Source organism: Larkinella sp. C7, assembly GCF_006149005.1.
GTDB lineage: Bacteria > Bacteroidota > Bacteroidia > Cytophagales > Spirosomataceae > Larkinella.
Genome location: NZ_VBSL01000010.1, coordinates 193,834 through 212,867, shown reverse-complemented (window position 1 = coordinate 212,867; position 19,034 = coordinate 193,834). Strand labels below are relative to the sequence as shown.

10 protein-coding genes are annotated in these 19,034 nt (G+C 54.5%); 8 read left to right on the top strand and 2 right to left on the bottom strand.

The window, feature by feature from the left end; genetic code table 11:
• Positions 1-6 precede the first annotated feature (6 nt).
• From FH871_RS22860 to panD, 7 genes are all read left to right on the top strand, one after another.
• Positions 7-1,161 (top strand): glycosyltransferase family 4 protein, encoded by a 1,155-nt coding sequence (locus FH871_RS22860; protein WP_138993747.1) that lies wholly within the window; start codon positions 7-9, stop codon positions 1,159-1,161.
• On the top strand, positions 1,127-1,699 hold the full coding sequence (locus tag FH871_RS22855; RefSeq protein WP_138993746.1) for a DapH/DapD/GlmU-related protein: 573 nt from the start codon (positions 1,127-1,129) through the stop codon (positions 1,697-1,699). The genes FH871_RS22860 and FH871_RS22855 overlap by 35 nt, the downstream gene beginning before the upstream one ends.
• A 28-nt stretch (positions 1,700-1,727) precedes the next feature.
• On the top strand, positions 1,728-2,549 hold the full coding sequence (locus FH871_RS22850) for a glycosyltransferase family 2 protein (protein WP_138993745.1): 822 nt from the start codon (positions 1,728-1,730) through the stop codon (positions 2,547-2,549).
• Positions 2,550-2,582: 33 nt separating this feature from the next.
• A complete protein-coding gene (locus FH871_RS22845; RefSeq protein ID WP_138993744.1) occupies positions 2,583-3,923 on the top strand; it encodes a WcaI family glycosyltransferase in 1,341 nt (446 codons plus the stop codon).
• Positions 3,924-4,003: 80 nt separating this feature from the next.
• Positions 4,004-10,654: a polyketide synthase gene (locus tag FH871_RS22840; RefSeq protein WP_212768258.1), complete on the top strand. Its 6,651-nt coding sequence runs from the start codon at positions 4,004-4,006 to the stop codon at positions 10,652-10,654.
• A 23-nt stretch (positions 10,655-10,677) separates the two neighbouring features.
• The gene (locus FH871_RS22835; RefSeq protein WP_138993743.1) at positions 10,678-15,924 is read left to right on the top strand and encodes a non-ribosomal peptide synthetase; all 5,247 of its coding nucleotides are present in this window, start codon (positions 10,678-10,680) and stop codon (positions 15,922-15,924) included.
• A 98-nt stretch (positions 15,925-16,022) separates the two neighbouring features.
• A complete protein-coding gene (gene panD / locus FH871_RS22830; protein ID WP_114406898.1) occupies positions 16,023-16,376 on the top strand; it encodes an aspartate 1-decarboxylase in 354 nt (117 codons plus the stop codon).
• A gap of 143 nt (positions 16,377-16,519) precedes the next feature.
• Here the strand turns inward: panD and FH871_RS22825 are convergent, their stop codons facing one another.
• Together FH871_RS22825 and FH871_RS22820 are read right to left on the bottom strand one after the other, a co-directional pair.
• A complete protein-coding gene (locus FH871_RS22825; protein ID WP_138993742.1) occupies positions 16,520-17,020 on the bottom strand; it encodes a hypothetical protein in 501 nt (166 codons plus the stop codon).
• A 3-nt stretch (positions 17,021-17,023) separates the two neighbouring features.
• A complete protein-coding gene (locus FH871_RS22820) occupies positions 17,024-17,578 on the bottom strand; it encodes a DUF4468 domain-containing protein (RefSeq protein ID WP_138993741.1) in 555 nt (184 codons plus the stop codon).
• Positions 17,579-17,855: 277 nt separating this feature from the next.
• Between FH871_RS22820 and FH871_RS22815 the strand changes: the two genes are divergently transcribed.
• Positions 17,856-19,010 carry an esterase gene (locus tag FH871_RS22815; RefSeq protein WP_138993740.1) on the top strand — a complete coding sequence of 385 codons (1,155 nt, stop codon included), beginning with the start codon at positions 17,856-17,858 and terminating at the stop codon, positions 19,008-19,010.
• Positions 19,011-19,034 lie beyond the last annotated feature (24 nt).

Below are 19,034 nucleotides of genomic sequence, written 5' to 3'. Positions count from 1 at the left end.
TTTACTATGCGTATTGCCATTATACAAGGGGCATTTTTGCCGGTACCGCCGGTTCGGGGCGGAGCGGTCGAAAAGATATGGTATCGAATGGGGCAGGAATTTGCTGCGATGGGGCACGAAGTTGTCCACATCAGCCGGTCTCATGCCGATTTTCCCGCCAAAGAAAACGTGAACGGGGTAAGCTACGTACGGATTCCGGGCTACGAAACACCATCGTCCCTTCTTAAACTCAAATTTCTGGATTTAATCTACTCGATTCGGGCCATTAAAGCCCTGCCTGAAAAGGTCGATATTATCGTTACCAACACCTTCTGGTCGCCCTTTTTATTGCGCGGTGAACGCGGAAAAAAAGTCTACGTCGATGTGCAGCGGGTGCCAAAAGGGCAGATGAAATTTTACCGCCATGTGGGCGTTTTAAGGGGTTGTTCACCGGCTATCTGTGAGGCCATCATCAAGGAGGTTGCGCCGGAATTTCATCACCTGATTTCCTACGTTCCCAATCCGGTTCCGTTTGAAATCAAAACGCTCCCGATCCGGCGCGAAAAAACGCTGCTCTTTGTGGGAAGGCTGCATCCTGAAAAAGGCGTTCACGTCTTGTTAAATGCCTTTCGGTTGCTGGCCAAAGAGCAGGTATCGGGCTGGAAACTGAAAATTATCGGGCCTTCGTCTTTCGAAGAGGGGGGCGGTGGAGCGGCTTATTACCAGGAACTTCAACAGCTTTCAACCGGAATGAATGTGGAGTGGATCGGGCCGGTTTTCAATGATGAGGTGCTGATTAAATATTACGCCGAAGCCGGTATTTTCTGTTATCCCGCCCAGGACGGCAGTGGCGATGCGGCTCCGGTGGCTCCGCGCGAGGCCATGGCATATGGGGCTGTGCCGGTGGTGTCGGGTCTCGGTTGTTTTCATGATTTCATTCAAAACGGGAAGAACGGTGTCTATTATGACCACACCGCCGACGATCAGGTCGGGGCGCTTGCGCAGGCACTTGCCGCGCTGATGAATGACGAAACCCGTTTAAAGTGGCTCTCGAAACAAGCCATCAAGGTGAATACCGAATATGCCATTCCCGTGATAGCCAGGCGGTTTATCGACGATTTCAGGAAGATTTATCCAGTTTCCCAAAATGATAAAAACCCATCAGCAAGCGTCAGCGTATGACAGTCCCTGGACGGTAGCGCAGCGCATAAAAATGATAAGCTGGCAACTGGTCTGGACGGTATTCTGTTCCTGGACGCCCAAACCCGCCAACCCGTGGCGCCTGTTCTGGCTGCGTGTTTTCGGGGCGCAGCTAACCGGAAAACCGTTTGTTCACCAAAACGCCCGCATTCAGATTCCCTGGAATCTGGTGCTGCATGACCGCGCCTGTTTGGGCGATGGGGCCAACGCCTATTCACTGGACCGGATCGAAATTCACGAACACGCCACGGTGGCGCAGGAAGCCTATCTCTGCACCGGAACGCACGCATTCGATGAGCCGGCCCGGAATTTAATAACCGCCCCCATTGTCATCGGCGCCCACGCTTTTATCGGCGCCCGGGCGTTTGTCATGCCGGGCGTTACGGTGGGTGCCCAGGCTATTGTCGGGGCTTGCAGTGTGGTGACGAAAGACGTCCGTCCGTTCGAGATTGTGGCTGGAAATCCCGCCCGAATCGTTCGAAAAAGAGAGGTTAAAGGCGTTAGTAAGGTCGTAAGTTGATGGCCCAGGGCCGTATTCTGCAAACAAAATGATTTCAGTACTCATACTTACCAAAAATGAAGAACAGGATCTGCCGTCCTGTTTAAAATCCGTATCCTGGTGCGACGACATCCACGTTTTTGACTCCTTCAGTGAGGACAAAACGGTGGAAATTGCCCAGGCCGCCGGTGCCACCATTACCCAGCGTAAATTCGATAACTGGTCGGCCCACCAGAACTGGGGATTGGCCAACATTCCTTTCAAACACCAGTGGGTGTTGTACATCGATGCGGATGAGCGGGTTTCCGAACAACTGAAAGAGGTGCTTTTAACGTTTGTACCCGGCGCCGATGAGGTGGTGGCCTACGAAATTCAACGGCGCGATTTTGCCTGGAACGGCCGGTGGTTGAAACACGCGCAAATGTCGCCCTTCTACCTGCGGCTGTTTCGGCCCGATAAAATGCAGTACAAGCGGCTGGTGAATCCCGTTTCGATTCCGGACGGAAAAGTCGCCCGAATCGGGGGATTCTTGGATCATTTTCCATTCAGCAAAGGCTTCCGGTTCTGGTGGCAGCGGCATTTGGGGTATGCGGATATGGAAGCCGCCATGCGGATGGTGGATATGAACGCCGGCACGTCGTTTTCGCTTCAGAAGGCGGCTTTCAGCAAAGATTTCAGCGAGCGTCGGTATCACCAGAAAGGCATCTTTTACAAACTGCCCGGTCGCCCGCTCATCAAATGGTTTTATCTGGCGATCTGGCGTCGCGGATTTCTGGATGGTCATGCGGGGGTCACCTACGCCGTGTTGCAGGCGATCTACGAATACTTTATCATTCTAAAGACCAAAGAACTGCAAACGGCGCAGTCGTAACGATCCGGTTTTGTCGGCTTACACGCTTCTTTCATGAGAATACTCATTTACGGCATCAATTACTCACCCGAACTCATCGGAATTGGGAAATATACGGGCGAAATGGGCGCCTGGCTGGCTCAGCAGAATCAGGAGGTCGACGTCATTACCGCCATGCCCTACTATCCCGAATGGGCCGTCCAGGCGTCGCACAAGCGCAAGTGGTGGCATACCGAGCGGATTGCGGGCGTACGCGTCCACCGTTGCCCCCTGTACGTTCCGCGTGAGGTAACGGCCTTGAAACGCATTCTGCACGAGTTTTCATTCGTACTCAGCAGCCTGTTTTTCTGGGTGCGGATTTTCTTTACGAAGCGCTACGATGTGGTGATCTGTGTGGCTCCCCCGTTTCATCTGGGCCTGGTGCCGACCATTTACAGCCAAATCCGGCGCGTACCGCTCTGGTGCCATATTCAGGACTTGCAGATCGATATGGCCAAAGAACTGGGCATGATCAAAAACCGCCATTTCCTACAAACCATGTTCCGGGTCGAATCCCATATTCTGAAGCAGAGCCGGGTTGTGTCGACCATCAGCGAGGGAATGGTGCGGAAAGTAGCCCTGAAAAAAGGGATTCAATCCGGGTGCGTTTTGTTTCCGAACTGGGTCGATGGGACGTACATCAAACCCTTGCCGCAAACGCAATCGCTGCGGGCCGAACTGGGCTTGCAACCTTCGGACAAAGTCGTGCTTTATTCCGGAAATCTCGGCGAAAAGCAGGGACTGGAAATCATCATCCAGGCTGCCCGGGCTTTTGTGAGCCAACCCGATGTGAAATTTTTGTTTTTCGGAACCGGCGGGGGCCAGGGCAAACTCGAAACGCTCGTGCGGGAGTATGCCTTGACGAATGTGAAATTTTACCCCTTGCAGCCCTATGAAAAGTTGTCAGCCCTTTTGGCGACGGCTGATATTCACCTGGTATTGCAGAAAAAATCGGCTTCAGACTTGGTTCTGCCGTCAAAATTAACCGGAATTCTGGCCGCCGGCGGTTTCGCTCTGGTTTCTGCCGTTCCGGGAACGACTTTGCATGATGTCGTGCAGCACCACCGCATGGGCGTCCTGATTGAACCGGAATCGGCTGTAGCCCTGAAAGACGCCATCGACAAAGCCCTGCTTGCGGATTTAACGGCTTTTCGGCACCATGCGAGAACGTATGCGGAAAAGTACCTGAACAAGGAAAAGACATTGCGTGATTTTATGCGGGAGTTGCTCAAAATTGGCGATCCGTCCTGCAAAGCATCACCGGTTTTCCTGGAAACAGCACCTGCGGAAGACGTCTTTAAGGAGCGTTTTGCGAGCGAGGAAACGGATATAGAGAAGGAGGGAATTACCCGGTAGACCGGAAGCAATACGCGGAAATCTGGAGAGTAATTGACAAATAACAGCCTGAGCATACACTTTCAACCGGTTTGATACACATGGATGAGTTCTCAAGAATGAGTTTCGATTTGGATAAAACCGTCGTCGCCTTGTTTGCCGTGCAGGTAAGAAAGTCTCCTGATCGGGTTGCCGTGCAGTTTGAGAGCCGTCAGCTCAGCTACCGGGAACTGGATGAAAAGTCGAATCAGTTAGCCGGTTTTTTACGAAAAAAAGGGGTAAAAGAAGAAACCCTGGTGCCGATCTGTGTCAGCCGTTCGCTGGAAATGGTAATCGGTATCATGGGGATTCTGAAAGCGGGTGGGGCCTACGTTCCCATCGACCCCGAATATCCGGCCGAACGCATTCAGTATCTGTTGTCCGATGTAGCGGCCCAAGTGGTTGTGACGGATTCAACTTCCGGTATGGTGCTGCCCAAACACAACCAGGAGGTTGAATCGATCTGCCTGACCACCGATTGGGAAACGATCGCGAATGAAGCCACGGAACCCGTAGAAACCGCCTTGTCGTCCGATCATCTGGCTTATGTAATCTATACCTCCGGCTCGACGGGGCGGCCAAAAGGGGTTTTAATCGAACACCGGAACCTGAGCAACTTCATCCAAAGCCAATCGCAGGAGTTTGGCATTCAGGATGATGACGCCATTCTGCAAACCAGCAACTATGCCTTCGATCCGTCGGTCGAACAGATTTTTCTGGCGCTCTGCAACGGCGCGAAACTGGTGCTGATCCGGAAAGAATCGCTGTTCAATCCCGATGAAGTGGTGCGTGTGATGCAGGAACAACGCATCACGCACCTGCATTCAACGCCGAGTTTATTGCGATACATTCCCGCTGCACCCTACGGCAGTTTAAAAAGAGTCGTTGCCGCCGGAGAGATTTGTCCGCCCGATCTGGCCAAAGCCTGGGGTTCGCAGGTCCGGTTCTACAACAAATACGGACCGACTGAAGCAACGATTAGCTCGATTCAATACCCGTATCCGGCGGAGGCCGAACTGGAAGTCGTGCCCATCGGAAAACCGATCGCCAACACGGAAGTCTACATCGTTGGAGCCGATGGAAACCGGGTTCCCGCCGGTATTCCGGGCGAAATCTACATCGGTGGTGCGGGCGTGGCGCGGGGGTATCTCAATCACCGTACGCTGACAGCGGAGAAATTTATTGCCAATCCTTTTGGCACAAAACCGGGGGAACGGGTCTACAAAACCGGCGACACGGGCAAATACCGGGCCGATGGAACCATTGAATTTGTGGGTCGCATCGACGATCAGGTTAAAATCAGGGGGCACCGCATCGAGTTGAGTGAAATCGAAACCGTCCTCGGAGCGCATGAGGCAATTGACCAGTGCGTTGTCCTTGTGCAGGACGACCGGACGACCGACCGGCGATTGGTCGCTTATGTGGTGGTCAACAGCGAACTTACGAATGGAGCCATCCGGCAGTATCTGGCCGGCAAACTTCCCGAATATATGCTGCCGTCCCTGTTCATTCAAATGGCCGCCCTGCCGTTGACCGCCAATGGCAAAGTGGATAAAAAAGCGTTGGGAACACCACGACTCGACCGCGCGTCCTTATCCGACGTCTATACGGCTCCGGTTTCCCCAATGGAGCGTCAGATCGAAACCGTATGGGCCGAACTCCTGCAACTGGACAAGGTGGGCAGGGATGATAATTTCTTCGAACTGGGCGGTAATTCGTTGCTGGCGATTTCGGCCGTCGCAGGTTTAAAAAGACGATTTGGCTACAGCGTTCCGATTACAAAACTCTATCAGCAACCGACCATCAGGGGCCTTGCGACTTTTCTGGGAACGGAAAATGACGGCCAACGCAAGATCCCGAAGCGCAAAGAAAAGGCGGCAACGCAGGATGTCGCCGTGATCGGCATGGCGGGGCGGTTCCCCGGTGCCGATTCCATCGAAGCTCTCTGGACGCTTCTAAAAGAAGGAAAAGAAACGACTCACTTCTTCACCGAAGCGGAACTGGATTCGTCCATTCCCCCCGGATTACGGAACGACGCGGACTATGTAAAAGCCCGGGGCGTTATCAACAAACCCGAAGAATTCGATCCGACCTTCTTCGGCATCAACCCCCGCCTGGCGGAATTGATGGACCCGCAACACCGCATCTTCCTGGAAATCGCCTGGGAAGCGCTGGAAAGCGCGGGCTATGTTCCCCAACAGTACGACGGCTCGATCGGCGTTTTTGGGGGGTGCCGCAACAACACCTATTACTACACCAACGTGCTGCCGCATACGGAGCTGGTGGAACGGGTTGGCAGTTTTCAGGTGATGACGGCCAACGATAAAGATTACATTGCCACCCGCACGGCGTATGCACTGAACCTGCGCGGCCCGGCGGTGACAGTGCAATCGGCTTGTTCGACCTCGCTGCTGGCCATTGCCCAGGCTGTCGACAGCATCCGGAACGGGCAGTGCGATATGGCGCTGGCGGGTGGTGCGGCCATTGCCCAGCCGATCAACAGCGGGTATCTGTATCAGGAAGGGGCCATGTTGAGCAACGACGGCCATTGTCGCCCGTTCAGTGCCGACGCGCGGGGTACGGTTTTCAGCGATGGCGCGGGCATCGTGTTGCTGAAAGGGCTGGAAGACGCCCGGCGGGATGGCGACACCATTCTGGCGGTGATCAAAGGCGTTGGCATCAACAACGACGGCGGTGGCAAAGGCAGCTTCACCGCTCCGAATGCCGAAGGACAGGCGGGAGCCATTGCCATGGCGCTCCAGGATGCCCGCGTCGATCCGTCGACCATCGGGTATGTGGAAGCCCACGGAACCGCCACGCCGATTGGTGATCCCATCGAAATCGAGGGGTTGAAAATGGCTTTTGGCGCGCAAACCGCCACCCAGTTCTGCGCCATCGGGTCCATCAAAAGCAACATGGGCCATTTAACCACGGCCGCCGGGGTGGCTGGCTTTATCAAAACCGTATTGGCCCTGCGTCACAAACAGATTCCGTCGTCCATTCACTATAGTGCCCCCAACCCGGCAATCGATTTCGGCAACAGTCCGTTTTTCGTGAATACGGCCTTGACAGAATGGGCGCAAACGTCCGATCCCCGCCGGGCTGGTGTCAGCTCATTCGGTGTCGGCGGCACGAACGTTCACGTGGTTCTGGAAGAATATCCCACGGAAATACCGGTTGAAACCGCAGCCGAACCGGCCACGAAAAAACCAGTGCAGTTGATTACCTGGTCGGCCAAATCAATCGCGAGCCGGGACTTGTACGGCCCGCTTCTGGCGAATCATCTGCAGCAAAACCGTCACCTGAAGCTGGCGGATGTGGCCTTCACGCTGCAAACCAGCCGGGCGGCTTTCCAGCACCGACGGTTTGCGGTGGCGTCCACCACCGACGAGCTGGCCGAAAAACTGCTGGCCAGTTCGGGGGCTTCGCACGAAGTAAAATCGATCAGAGAAATACCGGGTGAGGTGGTTTTCCTGTTTCCGGGTCAGGGTTCGCAATACCTGAACATGGGACGCGAGCTTTACGAAAACGAAGCCGTATACCGGCAGGCCGTCGACGCATGTGCCGAAGCGTTGGGTGCGTACCTGGAAACTGACATCCGGACGGTTTTGTATCCGAACGAGGGGAATGCCAAAGCCGAAGAGAAACTAAAAAATACGCGGTTTACCCAGCCCGCTTTGTTTGTAACCGAATATGCGTTGGCCAAACTGTGGATGAGCTGGGGCATTGAACCGTCGCTGCTGTGTGGACACAGCATTGGCGAGTTTGTGGCGGCCCACCTGGCGGGTGTTTTTTCGCTGGCCGATGCGCTGAAACTGGTTGCGGTGCGGGGTCGGCTGGTGAGCGAACTGCCCCGGGGAAGCATGTTATCGGTTCGGATGGAAGCCGATCAGATCGGAACCCTCATGCCGGAGCCGTTGTCGATTGCCGCCATCAACAGCCAAAAACTGTGCGTGGTGGCCGGTCACGACGAAGACATCGCGGCTTTTGCCAGCGTTCTGGACGGAAAAGGAATTCCGAACCGGGTGTTGCAGACGAGCCACGCCTTTCATTCGGTGATGATGGAACCCGTGGTGGCTTCGTTCCGGAAAATTGTTGATGAGGTGGTGCTGAACCCGCCCCAAAAGCGCATCATATCCACGGTGAGCGGCAGGCTATTGACGGATGCACAGGCAACTGACCCGGCATACTGGGCGAAACATTTGCGTTTGACCGTGCGCTTTTCGGAGGCCCTGGAGTGTAGCCTGGCTTTCAATCAACCGCTGCTGATCGAGGTCGGACCCGGCAATGCCACGACGACGTTTGCCCGCCAGCAGGCCGGTTCCCGACCGGTTCCCATCATCACCAGTCTGGATAAAAAAGGCGTGCAGTCGGAGTATGAATCCCTGCTGAAAGCCCTGGGGCAACTCTGGATCAGTGGCCTGGAACCCGATTGGAAGGCCTTCTATTTGAACCAAAACCGCGTGAAAGTCAGTCTGCCGACTTACGCTTTTGATAAAAAACGCTATTGGGTTGATCCCATCGTTCCCCCGCTGCCAGTTGTCGATCCCCCGGACGCGTCGGCTTTTGCGGTTATACCGATGGCTGGCCCGGTTACCGATACTACAATATCCCCCCCTATCGTGATGAGAAAAGACGTATTGATCAATAAGGTCAAAGAAATGCTGGGAGAAGCTTCCGGCCTTGAAATGGAAGGCGTGCTGCCCGACATGAGTTTTCTGGAAATGGGACTCGATTCGTTGCTGCTCACCCAGGTATCCATCACCTTAAAGAGAGAATTTGGTCTGCCCATCACGTTCCGGCAACTGAATGAAGAATACGCCACAATCGACAGTCTGGTTGCGTATCTGGACCAGGCCTTACCGGCAGAACACTACGCGCCGAAACCGGTTTCGCAGCCCATTCCACAGGCATCGGCTCCGTCACCGGCCCATCACATTCCGGCAGCCGTTGCCGTCGGCACGAATGATACGGTTCTGGGTTTAATGGCCCAGCAGGTGCAGATTCTGGCCAAACAGATTGCCATGATGCAGGGAAATCCACCCGCGTCGCAACCGTCGCCGACCGCCCTGCCCAATCCGAACGGAAAAGCATTAACTGAACCGATGGTTCCGGCCAAAACACCGGATTTGACGCCGGAAGAGGAAATTGAGATTAAAAAACCGTTTGGAGCCAGTGCCCGCATCGAGCGTCAGAGCACAGAATTAAGCCCGAAACAAAAGCATTTCCTGCAACAACTGATTCGTCGGTATAACCAGAAAACCGGCGGGAGTAAAAACTACAACCAGGCGCACCGGGCCTACATGGCCGATCCGAGGGTGGTTTCCGGATTCAAACCGCTGACGAAAGAACTGGTCTATTCCATCGTGATCAACCAGTCCAAAGGCAGCCGGTTGTGGGATGTCGATGGCAATGAGTACATCGATATGCTCAATGGGTTTGGCTCCAATATGTTTGGTTACCAGCCTGATTTTGTGAAGAAGGCGTTGCACGAGCAGATCGAAAAGGGCTTTGAAATCGGCCCGCAGCACGAACTGGCGGGCGAGGTTTGCCGGCTGATTTGTGACTTCACCGGTTTCGACCGGGCGGCTCTGTGCAGCACGGGTTCGGAAGCCGTGCTGGGTGCGATGCGGATTGCGCGGACCGTTACAGGACGCTCGCTGGTGGTGGCCTTCACGGGTTCCTACCACGGCATCGTCGACGAAGTGATTGTGCGGGGGACCAAAAAACTGAAATCGTTTCCGGCTGCACCGGGCATCATGCCCGAGTCGGTTCAGAACATGCTGATACTGGACTACGGCACGGACGAAAGTCTGAGAATTATCCGGGAACGGGCGCACGAACTGGCGGCCGTGCTGGTGGAGCCGGTGCAAAGCCGTCGGCCGGAATTCGTGCCGATCGACTTTCTGAAAGAAGTGCGGAGCATCACCGCGTCGTCGGGAACGGCGCTCATTTTCGATGAAGTCATTACCGGTTTTCGGATGCATCCCGGTGGAACACAGGCGATGTTCGGCATCAAAGCCGATCTGGCTTCCTACGGGAAAGTAGTGGGTGGCGGCATTCCGATCGGGATCATTGCGGGCCACAAGGAGTATATGGACGTGCTCGATGGCGGTTTCTGGCAATACGGCGACGCGTCGTTTCCCGAAAAAGGCGTGACCTATTTTGCCGGTACGTTTGTCCGGCATCCCCTCGCCCTGGCTACGGCGAAGGCTTCGTTGCTGCACCTGCGGGAGGTTGGGCCGGGTTTGCAAAAGGGATTGACCCACAAGGCCGAGCGCATTGCACGGGAGTTAAATGCCGAATTTGATCGCCATCAGATTCCGTTGTATGTGGCCCAGTTTGGCTCGCTCTGGAAAATCAAGCCCAAAGAAGAAATACCGTATAGCGAGCTGCTGTTCGTGTTGATGCGCGAAAAAGGCATTCACATCTGGGACGGTTTTCCGTGTTTCATTACCGAAGCGCATACCGATGCCGAAATTGATCAGGTGCTGGCCGCGTTCCGGGAATGCATTCAGGAAATGATCGACGCGGATATTTTCAAATCCATTGCGCCGGTCCGCCCACCGAAAGAAAACAAAGTGATCGCGTCCGGCCGCTACCACGAACCGCCCGTTCCGGAAGCCCGTTTGGGTCGCGATGCGGACGGGAACCCCGCCTGGTTTATCGCCAATCCCGACAAACCGGGTACGTTTTTACAGATTAAATTATAAGGTACGCTAAACCCGCTTGTGTGATGACGGAAAATATACCGACCCCAACCGTGACAACAACCGTTGACTTTAATCCGTTTGCCGGACCGGAAATTGCGCGCGTAGCGCCCAGTACGGAACCGCAAAAAGAAATCTGGACGGCTTGTCTGCTGGGTGGTGACAACGCCACCCGTGCTTACAACATGCTGACTTCGGTCGTCTTTAAAGGCGTTTTCGACCGGGTTGCCATGGAGCGGGCGATCCAGACGCTGGTTGATCGGCACGAAGCACTGCGAATGGTTTTTAGCGGGGATGGGGAATATCTGTGCATCTACAAAGAACTGGCAATTCCAGTACCCTATCTGGATATTTCGACGAAGACGGACGAAAAAAAACAGACCCTGGTAGACAATTACATTCAGAAAGAGACCTTACACGTCTTCGATCTGCTCAATGGTCCGCTGTTTAAAACGGCGTTATTCAAACTGGCCGATGACGAACACCGCCTGGTTTTGACCGCCCACCACAGTGCGCGGGATGGCTGGTCGATGGGAGCGATGCTGCTGGACTTGAGCGCCCTTTACTCGGCTTATGCGCTGGGAATGCCCGTGACGTTGCCGGACGCGCCTTCGTTTGCGCAATACGCCATCGAACAAGCCGACTTTTCGCAGAGCGCAGAATACCAGCGCATTGAGAATTTCTGGATCAATACCTACAAAGAAAACGTACCGGTTTTCGACCTTCCCACCGATTTTCCGCGCCCCGTAACCCGCACGTTTGAAAGCGGTCGACTGGACTACCCGATGGACAGTGAACTGGTGCTGGCCATCAAAAAAATGGGATTGAAAGCCGGGTGCAGCTTCGTAACGACCCTGCTGGCGGCTTTTGAAGTGCTGCTGCACCGGCTATCCGGCCAGGAGGACATTGTCGTGGGCCTACCGGCTGCCGGGCAATCGGTGACGGGAAACAACCGGTTGGTGGGCAATTGTGTCAACCTCCTGCCGCTGCGCAGCCATCTGGAACCGCAGAGCACCTTTACCGACTTTTTGAAAACGTGCCGCCGGTCGGTTTTTGACGCCTACGAACACCAGCGGCTGACCTTCAGTGATCTGGTCAGAAAACTGAACATTCCGCGCGATGCGTCGCGGATTCCGCTGGTGCCCATCGTTTTTAACATCGACATGGGAATGAATGACGGCGTTCATTTTCAGGGCCTGACGCACAAATTGATCAACCATCCCAAAGCCTACGAAAACTTCGAGCTGTTCTTCAATGCCACCGGTTCCGAGAAGGCCCTGACGCTGGAATGCGCCTACAACACGCAGCTTTTTAGCGCGGAAACAGTGGGCCGAATGATGGATGATTTCACCAATCTCCTGAAAACGGTCGTCGCGAACCCGTCCGTCGTGATCGGGGATATTCCATTTGCTTCGGAAAACAGGCTGAGCGAACAACTGGATCAGTGGAATGATACGGAGGCCGATTATCCGAAACACACGCCCCTGCACGATCTCATTGCCCAAACCGCAGCCCGGTACCCGACTAAAACCGCCATCCGGTTTAACCAGCAGGAAATCAGCTACCGGACTTTAAATGAAACCGTCAATCAGTTGGCGCACTACCTGATTCAGACCGGGATTCAGACCGGGGATATTGTCGGCGTAGCCGTCGACCGTTCGCCGGAAATGGTGATCGCGTTGCTGGCCGTGCTGAAAGCCGGAGCCGCTTATTTACCACTCGATACGGCCTATCCGCACGAACGGCTTTCGTTCATGCTGACCGACTCATCGGCCAAACTTCTCCTGACGTCGGCCAGCCAGCAGGGTCGGCTGAAAAGCCAGTCGCCCGAACTCGTGATTGAAAAAGCCCTGGCGGATTCCAAAACACTCTCGAAGGAAGAACCAGTGGGCCGGGCTGCGGGGCCTGATCTGGCGTATGTGCTCTACACCTCCGGTTCGACGGGAAAACCGAAGGGCGTTCTGATCGAACACCGGAATCTGGTCAATTTCATGTGGGGCATGATGACGGCCCCCGGCATCGGCGAAGACGACGTATTGCTGGCGGTTACGACCATCTCATTCGACATTGCCGGACTGGAACTGTTCCTGCCCCTGCTGGTAGGAGCCACCGTGCTGCTGGTGGATCTGGCCGTTGCCCGCGATGGCCGGTTGCTGCTGGATGTGGTTCGTTCCGAGCGGGTTAGCATTGTGCAGGCCACCCCCTCAACCTACCGGATGCTGCTCGATGCCGGCTGGAACAGCCCGTTGCCCGTGAAGGCACTTTGTGGCGGAGAAGCCCTCTCGAACGATCTGGCCGACAAACTGACGACTCTCTGTTCGGAATTGTGGAACGTGTATGGCCCAACAGAAACCACCGTTTGGGCCACCGTCAAGCAGATTGTGAAAGGCGAGACCATCACGATTGGCCGCCCCATCGGCAACATGAAGGCCTACATTTTGGACGAATTTCTGAAACCGGTAGCCATTGGCACGGTGGGCGAAATTTTCATCGGTGGTGATAGTGTAGGGCGGGGGTACATGAACCGGCCGGAGTTGACCACCGAACGGTTTTTGAAAAATCCGTTTGACAAATCGACCGACGGCACGATGTACCGCACCGGCGATCTGGGTAAATTTCTGGAAAACGGCGAAATTCAGTGCCTGGGCCGGATCGACCACCAGGTGAAAATCCGGGGACACCGGATCGAACTCGGCGAAATCGAGAACGTCATCGGCACCATCGCCGAGGTGAAGCAAACGGCGGTGATCGCCCACGAGACCCGCTCGGGCGATCAGGTGCTGGTGGCCTATGTCGTGCCGGAGTCGGTTCCGACGAACGACAAAGCCCCGAGTTGGCAGGAACGCTGGGACATGATTTACAACGTTGGGGTCGAACACGAAAAGGAGCAGAACTCGTCGGAGCAGGTGCTTGAACTGGCCATTGCCGAGCAGTTGAGCGGTAAAAAAGACGTCAAGGAAGAAATTGACGACTGGGTGCAGCAGTCGATCCGACGCATCAGGGCGTTGGAGCCGAAACGGATTATGGAAGTGGGTTGCGGGGCCGGGCAGTTGCTTTTCGAACTGGCACCCGCATCGACGCTCTACATCGGAACGGACTATTCGGCGACGGCCATCGAAAATTTGCGGGAGAAGCTGGCGCTGGACCCGGGCAAGTGGCGGAATGTGAAAACCGCCGTTGGCAACGCCGACGATTTCAGTGCGGTTCCGGACGCTTCGCTGGATCTGGTGCTGATTCACAGTGTGGCCCAGTATTTTCCGGATACTAATTACTTACAGCGCGTTATTGAGGAAGCTGTTAAAAAAGTGGCACCGGGCGGTTGTATTTTTATTGGGGACATGCAGGGCAAAGGAACCCTGCGGATGCACCACACCTTCGATCAGTTTCCCCGTTCGTCGGCTGAAAATACCGTTGCGGACTTCAAAAAGATCATTGACCGGCGGTTGTTCATCGAGGATGAGCTCATGGCTGACCCGGCTTATTTTTACGTTCTGCCCCAGTTCATTCCTGCTATTTCGGCGGTCGATATTCAGCTTCGCGAAGGAAAATTCCTGAACGAAACCACAAAACACCACTACGACATCTGGCTGTACGTCGGCAATCCGCCCGAAGTGGCCGAAGCCGATGCGGTCATCGACTGGAATCCCGACTATGCCCTGGAGAACCTGGAAAAAAGTCTTTCGACCCATTCCGGGGCGGTTGTGCAACTCCGTCATGTTTTCAACAGCCGCACGGCTGAAGATTATACGCTGATTCAGGACATCGACGCGTTGAGCGATGACACCCTGCTGGTGGAGGCCAAACAAAAATTGTCCCCCGTTCCGGTTAGCGTCGACCCGGCAACCTTGTGGGCGGTGGGTAAGAAACACCGCTTTACCACGCACGTCCGCTGGGCAGGTGATGGCTCCGATAACCGGCTGGACGTTGTTTTTATCCCGAACGATCAGCCGAACCGGATTCCGGCCCGGCCTGCGTCCATTCCGGTCGAAAACGTGTCGCTGACCGACGTTTCCCGCAACCCTTTCAAACACAACCTGGTGGTTCCGCAGGAGCAGCTTCAGGGGTGGAAAGAGCAAATCCGGCAGCACCTGCCCGACTACATGGTTCCGAACAACTTTGTGGTGCTGGCCCGAATGCCCCTGACGCCCAACGGAAAAATAGACCGGAAAGCGTTGCCCGATCCGATGCTGGACGAGGTCGAAAACCGCAGCAATTTTATGGCTCCGCGGACCGACGTCGAAAAGCTGGTGGCCGACATCTGGATGGAGTGTTTACGGCTGGAGAAAATAAGCGTACTCGACAACTTCTTCGAACTGGGCGGGCACTCGCTGATTGCGGTGCAGGTGATGACCCGGCTGGAGAAAAAAACCAGCAAGCGACTGCCGCTTTCGCTGTTGTTCGAATACCCCACCGTCGAAAAACTGGCTTCGACCCTGCACATGAACGGCCGGTCGGTGAGCTGGGATTCGCTGGTGCCCATCAAACCGCAGGGAACGAAAACTCCGCTGTATATCGTCCACGGAGCCGGTTTGCACGTGTTGCTGTTCAATACCCTGGCCATCAACATGCACCCGGATCAGCCGGTTTACGGACTTCAGGCCAAAGGCATCAACAGCGACGATGAGCCACTGGACAGCATCGAAGCCATTGCGGCTTACTACATCGACGCGATCATGGCCAAAAATCCGGACGGGCCGTATGCGCTGGCAGGTTACTCCTTCGGCGGGATTATTGCCTACGAAATGAGCAGACAGTTGAAAGAGCGGGGCAAAGAGGTGAAGTTGCTGGCGATGTTCGATTCGTATGCCGATCAATCGAACTTCTACGATCCGTGGTTAAAGCGGGTATGGACCGATTCGACCACCTTGCTGAAGGAACGGCTGTATATTTTTACGCTGCTGCGAAAATACCCCCACGAAACGATCAGAGAGAAAGCCGAATCGCTGAAACGCAAAGTCAATCAGTGGTACCGCCGGATTCGGTATAATGAAGATTACCTGAAAGTGTTTCATGGCAATTATTACAAAGTCAATGAAACAAACCGGATTGCGGCCCGCAATTACCGCCTGGCTCCTCAGGACGTGACGATTACGCTTTTCCGGGCCAACAAGCAAATTGCCTACAAGAAAGACTTCGAATTTCTGGGCTGGAAGCCATTTGCGCTGAAAGGTATCAAAATCCATGAGGTCCCCGGCGATCACATGAATCTATTCACACCACCCAACGACAAGGAATTTGCCCGGATTCTGCAGAATGTGCTGGATCAATGCTAAACCGGCACACGGTTGCCTATTGACTCAAATTCTGCCACCGGAATGACGGCAGCCAATAGCGTCTTTGAATTGCATCTTATCCATCTAACCATATAGCTATGTTTCTAACTCTAATGAAATCCAAAATTCACCGAGCCCGGGTGACGCAGGCCGAATTGAACTACGTTGGTAGCATTACCATCGACGAAGATCTGATGGATGCGGCCGGTATGCTTGAGCATGAGCAGGTTCACATTGTGAACAACAACAATGGGGAACGTTTGATCACGTATGTGATTAAAGGAGAACGCGGTACGGGCATCATTTGCCTGAATGGTGCAGCCGCCCGCAAGGCGCAGATTGGTGACATCATCATCATTCTGTCTTACACCATGCTGGCCGCCGATGAAGCTAAATCGTACAAGCCAGTGGTCGTTTTTCCCGATGGGAACAACCGTCTGGTGACGGCCTGATTGAATTAATTGAATTAACCCAACTCGAAAAACGTACCGTAACACAGAGCGCTGACGGTTTTAGACGCATCAGCCTTTTTTGAAAACGCCCGGTAAGGTTCGCCTTCCGGGCGTTTTTTTATGGGAAAAATGGAAGGGATCGATCAGGAAGCCGCATTTTTTCCGAAGGAGGCAATCCAGAAAATCAGGCTGAAAAATGCCGTTAAACCACCTATGACAATCAGTCCCCATTTCAGCACCGGCAGGAAATTCCACTTCGTGAGAAAGAACAAAGCGGCTACAACGGCACTGGCGAACAACGCCAGATAACCCAGGCTGATGAAGACGATATAGCCGCTGCCAACGCCCGAATTGCGACTGTCGTGGTAATCGACCGCTTCGCAAAGAATCGTAACCAAAATCACAATGCCAACGCAACCGCCCAGGACAATCCGGAGCAACCACCACCACGGGCTGCCGGGCGCCCAGAACAGGGGAACAAACGAAAGCCACACGCCAAGGAGCGGTAAAAACCAGCCAAAAGTCAGCAACTGCTCATTGCCGGCATCCGTACCCGGGTTGCGGGCCGCCAGCAAAGCGGTAACGGCCAGCATCAGAACCCAGACCAGTTCGGGACCGGCAAAATAGGAGAGGGTGCGGTTCATGAATCAAAACGCTTTGTAATTTTTTACCTCGTCCTGAAGCGACACCAGCACATTTTTGAGGTGTTTGTCGAGTTCTGTATACATCGCCCGCAAATCCTTGTCATTCTTCTGGCAATAGACTTCAACCGGAACGGACTTTGAATCCATACCGCCTTCGATGAGTTCAATATGCGTGATCGTTGCCCGGTATTTGCGGTTGGCGCATTCGATCACGAAGGTGTAACGGAAGGAATAAACACCACCGGCGGAGGTTTCGGAACGCGGCAGGGTGACGACCTGAACGGCTTTCCCGACCAGATCACCGGTTTCCTTGTCACTCACGTTGAAGATTTCGCCGGCCGACCGGAACGATTTTGCCGCCCACAACCGGGCGCGTCGGAACAGGTCGATCTGCGAAACACTGCCGCAATCGACTACCTCGGTATAGGCCACTTTTTGATTGAGAACGGGTAAAATGCCGTGGATTTTGCCGTCGGCAACCACGGGTGGACAATCGGCCTTGGCAGGTTCTGCGTTCATCATACCGGCAAGCAACAAAGTGAAGAGGATCAATTTCATCGTGGTGTATTTGTTATTTCCGGTCAAAAATACGGTTGCCAATACCACCAAGTCCAGCCGGAAGCGATACTGGGCGGTGTTGGGTGAATAAGCAGGGTCAAAAAGTGGATAATTGACGGAGCGGTGCGGGCAGGGAGGGAGACGAGATTTGGAAAAAATGTACTACTTGATCTCCTAATACTTCAAAAAAACCTTTCTGTATTTTTTACAATATGAAACCTTTCCCTATTTTTGGTGAAAGCCGTCAATGGCACACCAACCTTTAGCCGAAATTTCTATGAATCGTATGCTTACCTCCAGCGGGTTACTGATCGCGGCTCTGCTGTTGGGTTTTCAGACCCTGGCACAAACGCCCCCGCGGCAACCCACGCCCAACGATACGCTCAAATCGCCCAAAGTGCTGACCGACAACCGGGTTGCGATTCAACTTTACGCGCCCAAAGCGAGTGAGGTAACGGTGGTTGGCGACTTTATGACGGTTATGAAACCGCTGAATCTCACCAAAGATGCGCATGGCGTTTGGTCGGTGACGGTTGGCCCACTGAAACCCGATTACTACACGTATACGCTGACGGTCGATGGCGTTCGGACGATGGACCCCAAAAATCCGGTGATCAAGCAGGGCATCAGCAGTCTGGAAAATGTGATGGCGTTGCCGGGGGCCGGAACGGTTTTTCAGGACAACCGACCGGTTCCCCACGGCGAATTGCGGCAGGTCTGGTACCAGTCCAATACGCTGGGCATGGCACGCCGGATGCATGTGTATACGCCCCCGGGCTACGAAAAAGGAACGACGAAATACCCGGTTTTTTACCTGCTCCACGGCGGGGGTGACGACGATTCCGGCTGGCCGACGGTCGGTCGCGCGGGGTTTATTCTCGACAACCTGCTGGCGGCCGGGCAGGCCAAACCCATGATTGTGGTGATGCCCAATGGCAGCATGCCGCTGCCGCCCTCATCGGGAATGCCCAATCCGGACGCGATGCAGAAAATGCGGGCGTTGTTTGCCGATGAACTGCTGAAAGAAATCATGCCGTATGTGGAGAAAACCTACCGGACGCAGCCGAATCGCGAAAACCGGGCCATTGCCGGGCTGTCGATGGGTGGTTTTCAAACGCTGGATGTGGCCTTGTCCCGGCCCGAACTGTTCAATTACGTGGGCGTGTTCAGCTCCGGTTTTTTTGGCGCGACCATCGACGAAGCCGAAACCAAATACGCCCGTGCGCTGAACGATCCCGGTTTTAACAAAAACAAGAAGCTGTTCTGGATTGAAATTGGCAAAGACGATTTTGTGATGGATGCCAACAAAAAAACGATGGCGCTGCTCGATAAACACCAGATCAAGTACCAGTACAAGGAAACGTCGGGGGGGCATACCTGGACCAACTGGCGGCAGTATCTCAACGAATATGTGCCGTTGCTGTTCCGGTAAGGGCTTTCTGATTTGCTCAACTTT